Annotated in this window: 12 protein-coding genes; 10 read left to right on the top strand and 2 right to left on the bottom strand. The window is 67.2% G+C overall.

Annotation, left to right across the window (positions count from 1 at the left end):
• Positions 1-89 precede the first annotated feature (89 nt).
• From IFT87_RS12460 to IFT87_RS12420, 9 genes are all read left to right on the top strand, one after another.
• On the top strand, positions 90-2,216 hold the full coding sequence (locus IFT87_RS12460) for a malate synthase G (protein WP_249403328.1): 2,127 nt from the start codon (positions 90-92) through the stop codon (positions 2,214-2,216).
• Positions 2,217-2,303: 87 nt separating this feature from the next.
• The gene (gene hmgA / locus IFT87_RS12455; protein ID WP_192008675.1) at positions 2,304-3,602 is read left to right on the top strand and encodes a homogentisate 1,2-dioxygenase; all 1,299 of its coding nucleotides are present in this window, start codon (positions 2,304-2,306) and stop codon (positions 3,600-3,602) included.
• A complete protein-coding gene (maiA, locus tag IFT87_RS12450) occupies positions 3,599-4,240 on the top strand; it encodes a maleylacetoacetate isomerase (RefSeq protein ID WP_037528759.1) in 642 nt (213 codons plus the stop codon). The genes hmgA and maiA overlap by 4 nt, the downstream gene beginning before the upstream one ends.
• 114 nt (positions 4,241-4,354) lie before the next feature.
• Positions 4,355-5,467 (top strand): glycosyltransferase family 4 protein, encoded by a 1,113-nt coding sequence (locus IFT87_RS12445; RefSeq protein WP_192008673.1) that lies wholly within the window; start codon positions 4,355-4,357, stop codon positions 5,465-5,467.
• A complete protein-coding gene (locus tag IFT87_RS12440) occupies positions 5,464-6,387 on the top strand; it encodes a glycosyltransferase (protein WP_192008671.1) in 924 nt (307 codons plus the stop codon). The genes IFT87_RS12445 and IFT87_RS12440 overlap by 4 nt, the downstream gene beginning before the upstream one ends.
• A complete protein-coding gene (locus tag IFT87_RS12435) occupies positions 6,384-7,487 on the top strand; it encodes an acyl-CoA dehydrogenase family protein (protein ID WP_192008669.1) in 1,104 nt (367 codons plus the stop codon). Before IFT87_RS12440 ends, IFT87_RS12435 begins: the two co-directional genes overlap by 4 nt.
• On the top strand, positions 7,484-8,176 hold the full coding sequence (locus IFT87_RS12430) for a PIG-L deacetylase family protein (protein ID WP_342211158.1): 693 nt from the start codon (positions 7,484-7,486) through the stop codon (positions 8,174-8,176). The genes IFT87_RS12435 and IFT87_RS12430 overlap by 4 nt, the downstream gene beginning before the upstream one ends.
• Positions 8,160-8,735 (top strand): SAM-dependent methyltransferase, encoded by a 576-nt coding sequence (locus IFT87_RS12425; protein WP_037528755.1) that lies wholly within the window; start codon positions 8,160-8,162, stop codon positions 8,733-8,735. Before IFT87_RS12430 ends, IFT87_RS12425 begins: the two co-directional genes overlap by 17 nt.
• Complete coding sequence (locus IFT87_RS12420; RefSeq protein ID WP_037528753.1) at positions 8,735-9,571, top strand: glycosyltransferase family 2 protein; 837 nt, start codon at positions 8,735-8,737, stop codon at positions 9,569-9,571. The genes IFT87_RS12425 and IFT87_RS12420 overlap by 1 nt, the downstream gene beginning before the upstream one ends.
• 2 nt (positions 9,572-9,573) lie before the next feature.
• On the opposite strand, the gene IFT87_RS12415 is transcribed toward IFT87_RS12420, so the two are convergent.
• Both IFT87_RS12415 and IFT87_RS12410 read right to left on the bottom strand, forming a co-directional pair.
• On the bottom strand, positions 9,574-10,890 hold the full coding sequence (locus tag IFT87_RS12415; RefSeq protein ID WP_037528750.1) for a sensor histidine kinase: 1,317 nt from the start codon (positions 10,888-10,890) through the stop codon (positions 9,574-9,576).
• Positions 10,887-11,555, bottom strand: a complete 669-nt coding sequence (locus IFT87_RS12410) for a response regulator (protein ID WP_031439081.1) — start codon at positions 11,553-11,555, stop codon at positions 10,887-10,889. Before IFT87_RS12410 ends, IFT87_RS12415 begins: the two co-directional genes overlap by 4 nt.
• A gap of 110 nt (positions 11,556-11,665) precedes the next feature.
• Here IFT87_RS12410 and IFT87_RS12405 point away from each other — a divergent pair, with 110 nt between their 5' ends.
• On the top strand, positions 11,666-12,277 hold the full coding sequence (locus IFT87_RS12405; RefSeq protein ID WP_128082095.1) for a hypothetical protein: 612 nt from the start codon (positions 11,666-11,668) through the stop codon (positions 12,275-12,277).
• Positions 12,278-12,361: the final 84 nt, after the last annotated feature.

The raw sequence follows: 12,361 nt of genomic DNA, 5'->3' as shown, positions 1-12,361 counted from the left end.
TTCCCCCGGTGATCGACAGCTTCAACACTTGATCGTCTACCGAACAGCCTGGCGGTCGTATAGAATGATCGTCAGATAGGGAGAGAGCGATGAGCGCGACGTCAGACGGCATGATCGACAAGGCGGGGCTGCGTGTCGCCGCACCGCTGGCACGGTTCCTCGAAGACCAGGCGCTGCCCGGCACGGGGGTCGACCCGTCCGCCTTCTGGTCCGGAATGGCCGACATCTACGCCCGCTTCGCACCCGAAAATCGCGATCTGCTTGCTCGCCGCGATGCGCTGCAGGCGAAGATCGACGCCTGGTACGACGCATTTGGCGGCCGCCCCGTCGATCCGGACGCGCAGGCGCGCTTTCTTCACGAGATCGGTTATCTCGTTGAGGAGCCTGCGCCGTTCGTGGCGACCTCGACCCGCGTCGATGACGAGGTGGCACGGCTGGCAGGCCCGCAACTCGTCGTGCCCATCCTCAATGCCCGGTTCGTCCTCAACGCCGCAAACGCACGCTGGGGTAGCCTGTACGACGCGCTTTACGGCACCGACGTGATCCCCGGAACGCCGTCGGGTCGGGGTTATGATCCGGACCGCGGTGCGCAGGTTATCGCCTGGGCCAAGGCGTTCCTTGATTCCAGCGTGCCGCTTGCGTCGGGCTCATGGACCGATTGGGACGGCAGCCCGCCCGTGCTGGCAACACCGGATCAGCTCCGCGGCCGTGCCGGCAGCACGATTCTGTTGCGCCACAATGGCCTGCATATCGAACTTGTCATCGATCGCGACCATCCGATCGGCGCATCCGACCCCGCCGGACTTGCCGATGTCCGGCTTGAATCCGCGCTCACGACGATCGTCGACCTCGAGGATTCGGTCGCAGCGGTCGATGCCGACGACAAGGTCGCGGCCTATGCCAATTGGCTGGGGCTGATGAAGGGCGATCTGGAGGCGCAGTTCGACAAGGGAGGCCGGACGCTGACCCGGTCCTTGGAGGACGACCGGCGCTACATCGCGCAGGGCGGGTCGGAGATCGTCCTGCCGGGACGCAGCCTGTTGTTCATCCGCAATGTCGGCCATCTGATGACCACGCCCGCGATCCATCTGCCCGATGGGACGGAAGCGCCCGAGGGCATTCTCGACGGGATCATGACCGCGCTGATCGCGCTGCACGATCTGAACGGCACCGGCCGCTTCCGGAACAGCCGTCAGGGATCGATCTACATCGTCAAGCCGAAGATGCACGGCCCCGACGAAGCGGGCTTCACCAATCGGCTGTTCGACGCGGTCGAGGATCTGCTCGGCCTCGACCGCCACACGATCAAGGTCGGCGTGATGGACGAGGAGCGCCGCACTTCGGCCAATCTGGCTGCCTGTATCGCCGCGGTGAAGGACCGCATCGTGTTCATCAACACGGGCTTCCTCGATCGCACGGGCGACGAGATGCACACCGCGATGCGCGCCGGACCGATGATCCGCAAGAGCGAGATGAAGGCGAGCGCCTGGATCGCCGCCTATGAAGATCGCAATGTCCAGATCGGCCTCGCCTGTGGCCTCAGCGGTCGCGCTCAGATCGGCAAAGGCATGTGGGCCGCGCCCGATCGCATGGCGGACATGCTCGACCAGAAGATCGCGCACCCGATGACCGGCGCCAACACCGCCTGGGTCCCCTCACCCACCGCGGCGACGCTCCACGCGACGCATTACCACCGCGTCGACGTCTTCGCGCGGCAGGCGGCACGACAGAGCGAGCCCGTCACGCCGCTCGAGAAGCTGCTGACGATCCCGCTGGCACACGGCCATAACTGGTCCCCCGACGAGATCCGCGACGAGCTCGAGAACAATGCGCAGGGCATTCTCGGCTATGTCGTGCGCTGGATCGACCAGGGCGTCGGCTGCTCGAAGGTGCCGGACATTCATGACATCGGCCTGATGGAAGATCGCGCGACCCTGCGGATCAGCTCGCAACATATGGCGAACTGGATGCTCCACGGCATCGCAACACCCGCCGAGGTCGATGCCGCCTTCGTGAAGATGGCGGCCAAGGTCGATGCGCAGAATGCTTCCGATCCGCACTATCGGCCGATGGTCGGGCACGAAGCGACCAGCCTGGCCTATCGCGCCGCGCGCGCGCTCGTCTTCGAAGGGCTTGATCAGCCGAACGGCTATACCGAACCCCTGCTCCACCGCTTCCGGCAGGAGGCGAAAGCGGCACAAACTGGTAACAGTTGACACCATATTGGTCGGGGGCCATCGTCCTTCTTGAAACCCCCGGCCCCCGCGGCACGTCGAACAGGGGTGCGCGAGGAGAGTGTTACGATGGCCAATGACCCGGCCGCCACCGGCTATATTTCGGGTTTCGGCAACCATGTCGCGACCGAGGCCGTCGCAGGCGCGCTACCCGTCGGGCGCAATGCGCCACAGCGACCGCCCTTCGGGCTGTACACCGAGCAGCTGTCAGGCACGGCCTTCACCGCACCGCGTCACGAGAACCGGCGGAGCTGGCTGTACCGCATGCGTCCCACCGCCGAACATCCGCCCTATGTCCGATATGACGGCGCCGCCCGCTTTGCCGCGGGCGCGCATAACGGTCCACTGGCGCCCAACCGGCTGCGCTGGGACCCGAGCGCGCCGCCGCCAGCGGGAACCGACCTGATCGACGGCATGACGACGATGCTCGCCACCCGCGATCCTGCGGATCTGGAGGGCGTCGCGGTCCACCTCTATGCCGCCAACCGCGACATGACCGCGCGGGTCTTTGTCGATGCCGATGGCGAACTGCTCTTCATCCCCCAGGCGGGGCGGCTCGAACTTCTGACCGAGCTCGGGCGGATCATGGTCGCGCCCGGCCAGATCGCGCTCATCCCGCGCGGTGTTCGTTTCCGGGCTTTGCTACCCGATGGGCAAGCAACGGGCTATGTCGCGGAAAACCATGGCGCCCTGTTCCGTCTGCCCGATCTAGGTCCAATCGGCGCGAACGGGCTGGCCAATCCGCGCGATTTCGAAACGCCGGTCGCCTGGTTCGAGGATCGCGACACGCGGTTCGAGGTTATCCAGAAATTCATGGGAGCGCTGTGGTGCACGACGCTCGAGCACAGTCCGCTCGACGTCGTGGCGTGGCACGGCAATCTGGCGCCGTGGCGTTACGATCTCGCGCAGTTCAACACGATCAACACGGTGAGCTTCGACCATCCCGATCCGTCGATCTTCACCGTTCTGACCTCGCCCTCCGACGTACCCGGGCGCGCGAACGCCGATTTCGTCGTCTTCCCGCCGCGCTGGATGGTCGCCGAGGACACGTTCCGCCCGCCCTGGTTCCACCGCAACGTCATGTCCGAGGCGATGGGGCTGATCCACGGCGCCTATGACGCCAAGGCGGCCGGCTTCACGCCCGGCGGTCTGAGCCTGCACAATCTGATGGCAGGCCACGGTCCCGACCTCGATAGCTGGACTGCCGCGACCAACGCCGATCTCAAGCCGCACAAGATCGACGGGACCATGGCCTTCATGGTCGAGAGCTGCTGGCCCTACCGACCGACGCCGCATGCGCTGGAGCATGCCCAGCTCGATTATGACGCTGTCTGGGCCGATTTCCCCAAGGCGGTGCTGCCGGCATGATCCTGCACGGCTATTGGCGGTCGACAACCTCGTACCGTGTGCGGATCGGGCTGAACCTGAAGCAGTGCGCTTATGAGCAACGCACGCACGACCTCAGGACCGGCGAGCAGCGTGACGCGGCCTATCTCGCGCTCAACCCGCAAGGGCTGGTACCTGCGCTCGAGATCGGCGACGGCACGATCCTGACGCAGTCGCCTGCCATCCTCGAATGGCTCGACGCGACCTATCCGGCGGCGCCGCTATTGCCCGCCGATCCGACCGAGGCCGCGATCGTGCGCGGCATTGCGGCGACGATCGGGTGCGACATTCATCCGGTCAACAATCTGCGGATCCTTGATGCACTCAGGACAGATTTCGCCGCGACGCCCGATCAGGTATCGGCCTGGATCGCGCGGTGGATGACCGCGGGATTCGATGCGATCGAGCCACAGATCGCTCGCTATGGCGGCGGCTATGCCTTTGGCGCCACGCCGACGCTGGCCGACTGCTATCTCGTGCCGCAGGTCTATGCGGCCGAACGCTTCGCCGTCGATCTCTCACGCTACCCCTGTCTGGCCACCGCCGCCGCGAACGCCGCGACCCTGCCGGCCTTCGCCGCTGCACATCCCGACATGCAGCCCGACCGCGACCTACTATAGTATTGATATAGATTAGCACAAACCCGGTCCGAGTATCGGACATAAAAGCCGAATTGATGCGTTTCTCACCGAATCGACGCGACCTAGATCGTGATCGCTGGTGAAGGGGTCGGAATGCGAATCGCGATTATTGCGCATCTCAAATATGCCATCCGCGAGCCTTTTGCCGGTGGCCTTGAGATGCATACGCACCTGTTGGCGACCGCGTTACGCCGACGTGGACATGCGGTCACAGTATTCGCATCGATGAAATCCGATCCGGCAATGGGGCTCGAGGCAATCTGCGACGAAACCTCGCTTCTCGAAACCGGCACCGCCGAAGCGCAGGACGTGACGTTCTTCCGCGAACACCATGCCTATCTGCGGCTGATGAGCATGCTGAGAAATCGACGGTTCGACGTCATCCACAACAACTCGCTCCACTATCTTCCCGTCTCGATGGCGGAAACGCTCGATACGCCGATGGTCACGACGCTGCACACACCCCCGTTCTGCTGGCTGGAAAGCGGCATCCGCCTCTGCAAGTCACCATCGATGCGGTTCGTTGCCGTATCTGATACGATCCGTGGTCTGTGGAGCCACGTGACGCCGATCGACCGGACGATCCCGAACGGTATCGACCTTGCGAGCTTCCCCTTCCAACGTGCCGCGGATCCCGACCGCTATCTCATCTGGTATGGGCGGATCGTCGCCGAAAAGGGCCTTCATCTGGCGATCGACGCGGCTAGGCTGGCAGGCTATCCGCTCCGCATCGCCGGACCGATCTCCGATCCGGACTATTATGCGGCCGAGATCCTGCCGCGGCTCGGCGCCGACGTCACGCATGTCGGCCATCTCGAGCATGCGGCACTCGGTGCGCTCGTCGGCGGCGCGAGTGCGTTCCTCTGTACGCCTCGCTGGGAGGAACCGTTCGGGCTGGTGGTCGCCGAAGCCCTCGCGTCCGGGACGCCCGTCGCCGCCTTTGCGCGCGGCGCGATTCCGGCGCTCCTCGACGAGTCCTGTGGCACGCTCGCACGCGCGGACGATGTCGCATCGCTCGCGGACGCCGCGCGGCGGGCGGTGCTGCTCGACCGCCGCGCCTGCCGCCTGCGTGCCGAGGCGATCTGCGACGCCGACGTCATGATCGACCGCTATGAGGATTTGTACGAAGAGATGATCCGGCCGACACGGCACGCCGCACGGGGCGGCGCGTCTGACTATCCAATCACGTTGGCGGGGGCGGCATGACGGACGCCCGCTTCTGCGTATGCGTGCCCGCGCGTGACGAGGCAGACCGCCTGCCAATTCTGCTCGACGCCCTCGCGCGACAGGACGTGGATGGGCCGATCCGCGTCTCGATCTTGATCAATAACACCGTCGATGACAGCGTCGCCGCGGTGGCCCGGGCACAGGCCGCCTGGGGCGAGCGACTGCATCTCGCCGTAGCGTGCCACGATCTTCCGCCCGAGCGTGCGCATGCCGGCACCGCACGACGCCTGGCGATGGAGGCTGGCTTGGCACGCATCGATCCGGATCGCGGCGTTCTCATCTCCACCGATGCCGATACCCGGCCGCCGTCAGACTGGATCTCGGCGATGCTTCGCGCGATCGACGCGGGGCTTGATATCGTCGGCGGCCGGATCGTCGTCGACGATGCCGAACCGCTCGCCGCGGACATGGATGCGATGCAGGTCAAGCTCGACCGCTACTGGGCCTGTGTTCGCGCGATCGAGGACGACATCGATCCGTGCCGCTGGGATCTGGCGCCCCGTCACGGCGACCATACCGGCGCAAGCCTGGCGATTCTTGCCCCGCTCTACCGTGCGGCGGGCGGTGTCCCCGCTATCCCCGCCGGGGAAGACCGTGCACTGGTCGAGGCGGCGGTCGCGGCAGGTGGTCGCCTTGGCCATCCGATGAGCGTGTGGACCCGTGTGTCCGCGCGCACCATCGGTCGCGCGACCGGGGGCATGGCGGACCATATGCAGGCGCTGTCCGATCGGGTGGCGCGCGGCGAGCCCATTCTTCTGCCGTCGTTCGATCAATGGCGCGCACGCGCGGCGTGGCGACGGATGCGGCGCGACCAGCCGGGTGGTGATTCCGGGGTCGCGCGCGATGAACCCCTGCTCCCGCCAATGCGCTGCGACATGCCGCTGGGGCTCGACCGATGAGTGGCCCGACTGCACGGCCGGCCGCCGCGACGCCGTCCCTCGACCTCGTCGAGACGCTCGCGTCCTGCGGCGAGCGTTATGATGCCGCCCCGATGTTTCCCGCGGACAGCATGGCCGCACTGGTCCGCCACTGCCTGCACCGGCGGTTCGCCCCGCGGGCGCTCGGTGGGCAGGCCAATTGTGCACCGGACGAGCTGCTCGATGCGTTGCGGACGGTCGGACGCGGCGACCTCAGCGTCGGGCGGCTGTTCGAAGGCCATGTCAACGCGCTCGCGCTGTTCGACTGGTATGCATCGGCGGATCAGCTCGCCTGGCTCGATACCGAACTCGACCGCGGCGCCTGGTTCGGCGTCTGGGCGACCGAACCCCCGCCCGGCGTCGCAGTGGTCGGCAGTCCTGACGGCCCTGTGCTCGATGGGGCCAAGCACTTCGCAAGCGGAGCCGGCGGTATCGATTACGCAATCGTCACCGCGCGTCCGGCAACGGGCCAGCGTCCGGTCGTCGTCATCCCGGCCAATGATCCCCTGCGTACCGACGCGTCCCGCTGGCGCGTACGCGGCATGCGTGCGAGCATGAGCGGTCGCTATGAATGTTCGGGCTATCCCGCCGGCGTCATGCAGACCCTGGGCGCACCAGGCGACTATGACCGCGAACCCCGGTTCACCGCGGGCGCATGGCGGTTCCTGGCGGTCCAGCTTGGCGGCATGGAGGGGCTGCTGACCGAGACCCGGCGCGCCTTGTCCGACGCCGCGCGCGGCGACCCCGTCCAGCGTGCGCGCTTCGCCGAGGCGGTAGTTGCCGCGCGCACCGCCTACCTCTGGGTCCGTGAGGCTGCGGGACGTGCCGCGCGTGAGGAGGCGGACGCCATCGTCTTCGTCCAGATGACGCGCGGTGTCGTCGAGCGTGCCGCGCTTGACGTCATGGAAGCCGCCGCCCGTCTGCTCGGTACGCGCAGCGCGTTTGATGGTGAGCGTGCGGACAAGATCAGCCGCGACCTTAGCCTCTATCTGCGTCAGGCAGGCCCTGATTATGCGCGCGATCAGGCGGCGCTCGCCTGGCTCGACCGCGACGTCTGGGGCGCCGGTGACCGCTTGTGGTGACCCCCGCGACTGCACTGAGCCGAAGTCCCTGGCGCAGCGCGCGGTGGCTGGTGCTCGCGCCGCACGCCGATGATGAAACGCTCGGCACGGGGGCATTGATCGTCGATACGGCGGCGCGCAATCGCCTTGCCGGGGTGATGATCCTGACCGACGGATCGGGTTCGCATCCCTGCCCGACGCCGGCGGATCGTAGCGCGCTTATCCGGCGACGGCGCAGTGAGGCACGACATGCCGTCGCGCTGTTGACCGGCGAACGGCGGATCGTCCCGCGGTTTCTCGACTGGCACGATGCAAACCCGCACCGCCCCGGAAGCGCCGCGTTCCGTCGGTCCGTGCGGCAACTCGCGGCCCTGTTGCGCCGGCACGCGGTCAACGCGATTGCGACCACCGCGGCAGGCGAGCCGCATTGCGATCATGCCGCGTGCTTCACGCTTGCGGTGCATGCTGCGTACGCGGCGCGCAGGCCGGTCGCGATCTTCGAATATGCCGTCTGGGGCGAACGCCCCGCGGGCAAGCGCGTCGTCCGCACCGCGGCGATGCCGACCGGCCGGCGCAGCGCCGCGCTTCGCGCGCACCGCAGCCAGTTGACCGGATTGATGGGCGACGGCTTTCGCCTGCCGCGCGCGCAACAGCGCATGCCGGGCACCGATCTCCTCTATCTAGCGAACCGATATGCGACCCGACCATAGCCTCGACGCGCGCTATTTCGACGACGTCTTCACCGGCGACGACGATCCCTGGTCGCTCGCTTCGAGCCCGTATGAGGCCGCCAAGTTTGATGCGACGATCGCCGCGATCGACGATCGACGCTATCGTTCGGCCTTGGAGATCGGCTGCGCCCACGGCGTGCTGACCGCGCAACTTGCGCCACTGTGCAATATCCTGACCTCGATCGACATCAGCCTGCGCGCGGTCGAGCTTGCCCGGTCGCGCTGCGCCGCATTGCCCAATGTCACGATCACCCGCTGTAGCTTCCCGGCCCAGACGCCCGACGGCGCGTTCGATCTCGTCGTGCTGTCGGAGGTCGTTTATTACTGGGACGACGCGGATATCGAGCGCGCAGCCGCCGCGATCCGCGCCAGCGCCACGCCCGATTGCCGGATCATACTCGTGCACTGGACGGGCGATACCGACTATCCTCAGACCGGCGACGCAGCCGTCAACAAGCTACGGGATCGGCTCGGCGGCGTCGCGGTCGAGCGCGCCGAAAGAAAAGACGCGTACCGCCTCGACCTCTGGTGCCTGTAATGACGCCGCTCTCCGTCCTGACCCTCGTCAAGGACCGCGAACCCCATCTGATCCAGCTGGTCGAGGGCCTGAAACGGAGCGCGGTCGCCCCCGCCGAACTGATCATCGTCGACATGAGCAGCACCCCGGTCGCGCAGCCGGAGGCGCCCTTCCCCGTTCACGTCCACCGGCTCCAGACCGGCACCCTTGCGCTTGCCGCCGCACGCAACCTTGCAGCACGGCACGCGACGTCTGCACATCTGCTGTTCCTCGACGTAGACTGTATCCCGATGGCGCAGTGCCTCGGTAGGATGGGTGCGGTACTCGATGAGGACGATGCGTTGCTCTGCGCGGATATCCGCTATCTCGGACCCGACGACGCGCGTTCGACGTGGAACGAAGAGGTCCTGCTGGCGGCGGGGCGGCCACATCCGGTGCGCTGTTTTCCCGCGACGGGCACGCGGCGCGAAACCAATCCCGGCCTGTTCTGGTCGCTGGCGTTCGCGATCCGCCGGTCGCGGTTCGATGCGCTTGGTGGCTTCGACGAGGCTTTCGTCGGCTATGGCGCGGAAGACACCGATTTCGGCTTTCGTGCCGAACGTGCACAAACCCCGCTAATCTTCGTCGGCGGTGCGATCGCCTGTCATCAATATCACGACAGCTATGATCCGCCCGTCCAGCATCTCGACGACATCGTCCGCAACGCGACGATATTCCACGCGCGGTGGGGCTGGTGGCCGATGCAGGGCTGGTTCGACGCCTTTGTCGCGATGGGGCTGATCGACTATCGCGATGACGGCATCCGCATCCTGCGCCGTCCGAACGCCGCGGACCTGATCGCCGCGCATGTGGTCTAATCCTAGACGGCAGCACCAATCGGCAATGTGACCGAAGCCGAGAGCCCGCCGCCCGCGGCATCGTCGAGGACCAGCACGCCGCCATACAGCGCCGCGAGTTCGCGCGCGATCGCCAGGCCGAACCCATGACCATCCTCGCGTTCGTCGAGCCGCACGCCGGCTGCGGTCGCCCGCTGACGGTCCGCCAGCGCGATGCCCGGGCCATCGTCGATGACGCTGAGCCGGATCATGCCCTGATCGACCCTCGCGGCGACACGCACCGTCGTTCGCGCATGCCGCGCGGCATTGTCGATCAGATTGCCCGCCAGCTCGTCTAGATCCGCGGCATCGACCGCGACGTGCAGCGCGGAATCGATCGCGGCATCGATCACGACGCCGCGTTCCATCCTCAGCCGCCGGATCGTCGACACCAGATCGGCGATCGCGGGGGCGAGTGCGGTGCGGCTCGCATGACCGCCGGCGATGTTGCGTGCCCGGGCAAGATGATGCCGGATCGTTGCGTCGATCCGTGCAAGCTGCGCCGCCTGGGCCGGATCGTCACGCACCGTTAGCGCAAGCGTCGCGACGGGGGTCTTCAGCGCATGCGCCAGATTAGCCGCCGACGCGCGCGCGGTCGCGAGCGCCGCCGCATTGTCCCGCGCGAGCGCGTTCAGTTCGATCGCGAGCGGACGAAGCTCGTCGGGCTGCGCTTCGGACACACTGGCGGCCCCCCTGCGCATCGCGGCTACACCGTCGCGCAACGCGCGCAGCGGTCGCAATCCGATCCGCACCTGCACCAGCGTCGCAATTCCCAGCAAGATGCCAAGGATGCCGAGCGTCGCGAGCAACGGCACCACCGCCGCCTGGATCGGTCGGGCGACGACGTCGCGCGGTGCCGCTGCGGTCAGCACCACCGGCCCCGCGTCGGTCGCGATCGAAATCTGTCGAGCATGGACCCCGTCGCGTCCCTCCAGTGGTTGCGGACGCGCCTCCCCTTCCCCGCGCAGCGCGTCTCGCGGTGCCGGGCCGGGCGTCCGCAGCGTCGGAAATTCGGCGGAACTCACTGTTTGTGCCGGACCGCTGATCTGCCATTGCCAGCCAGGGCCGGCATCGAGCAGGCCACGAAGCCGTGTCAGTCGCGCCCGGTCGATCCGCCCATCGCCATCGACCGCACCGGCAAGCAGGGACAATTCGGCATCGAGCCGCTGGTCGAGCCCCTGGGTGACGAACCGCTGCAGCACGCCGGCGATCGCCGCGCCCGCAACCGCGAGAGCAACGAGGGTGGCGAGCAGTGAAAGGCCGAGCATCCGCCCATGAATCGACCGCGGGATCAGCGTCATCGGGGTATCGGCGTCGCAAGCCGGTAACCTCGACCGCGCACGGTATCGATCAGCGACGCGCCGATCTTCTTGCGCAGGCGACCTACGATCACCTCGAGGCTGTTCGAATCGACGTCCGCATCGCCCTCATAGACACGCTCCATCAGCGCCAACCGCTCGATCACGGCGTCCTTCGACAGCATCAGCGCCGAGAGCACCCGCCATTCGAGCGCAGTCAGCTTAATCGGCAAACCGTCCAGCTCGAACTGGCCGATCTGCGTCTCGAAGGCGAGCGGGCCGCATTCGAGCCGCGTGGCGCCATGCCCCGCCGCCCGGCGCACCAGCGCACGCAGCCGCATGACCAATTCCTCGACGCGGAATGGCTTGGTCATGAAGTCATCGGCCCCCGCCTTGAACCCCGCCACCTTGTCCGACCATCCGTCGCGCGCGGTGAGGATCAGCACGGGAAGGTCGCGCCCCGCCGCCCGCCAGTCCCGCAGGATCGTGACGCCGTCTCGGCCCGGCAGGCCAAGATCCAGCACGGCGGCGTCATAGGCCTCGGTGTCGCCCAGATGCCCCGCATCGACGCCGTTTGCGGCAAGATCGACCGCGCAGTTCTCGCCTCGCAAGGCCTTGGCCAGCGCGGGGCCGAGATCGGGATCGTCCTCGACGAGCAATATACGCATGACGACCTCGCTAGCTGTGCACGCTAAACCCAAACTGAACGGGGAAGTTCAGCGGGGCGTGGGGATGCGGCGCCTAGAAGCCGGTCATCGACACGAAGAGGAGACGATGAATGCCCCGTTTGATGGAAACACTGAACCGCGGAACGCGGATGAGGCTCGCCGCTGCCGCCCTGCTCGCAGTCGGCGTCGCAGGCGGCGCCAGCGCCGTATCGCTGACGCGGCCCGGCATCGAGATGGCCCCCACCACGCCGACCGCGATCGCCCGACTGTCGGGCACGAGCGGCGTGGTGACGGTGAAGGGCCGTGTGGTCGAGATCTTCGGTGACCGCTTCGTCCTTCAGGACGCAACCGGGCGGACGATGATCGATGCCGGCCGCAACGGTGATGGCGTTACCGCCGGCGCGACGATGACGGTACAGGGGCGCTACGACAACGGACAGCTGCGCGCCTCCTATCTGGTCGATCCGAATGGGCGGATCGTCGCGGGCGGGCCGCCGCCGCATGGCCCCGGTGGTCCTCGCGCCCCGGGTGGTCCCGGCCACGATGGTCCGCCGCCTCCGCCACCGGGCGGCGCGAACTTGGCCCCTCCCGGTGTAATGGCGCCGTCCACCGTCCCAGGCTGCGCCCCATCCGTAACCGGTGTCACGCCGCCACCGGCACCCGTCGGCACACCCGTCGCGCAAACGCTACCCCGCGCACCGGCTGCCACGGTAAATCGCTAGGATGGTTGCGATCCGCCACAACTGTGGCGGATCGAGGCCTCAGGCCGATTGAGAACGACCGGCACCCTCCGTACCGCTTCCGCC

Source organism: Sphingomonas sp. CFBP 8765, assembly GCF_014841445.1.
Classification (GTDB): Bacteria; Pseudomonadota; Alphaproteobacteria; order Sphingomonadales; family Sphingomonadaceae; genus Sphingomonas; species Sphingomonas aerolata.
Note: the sequence above shows the minus strand (reverse complement) of the source record. Positions and strands in the feature narration are given on the sequence as shown.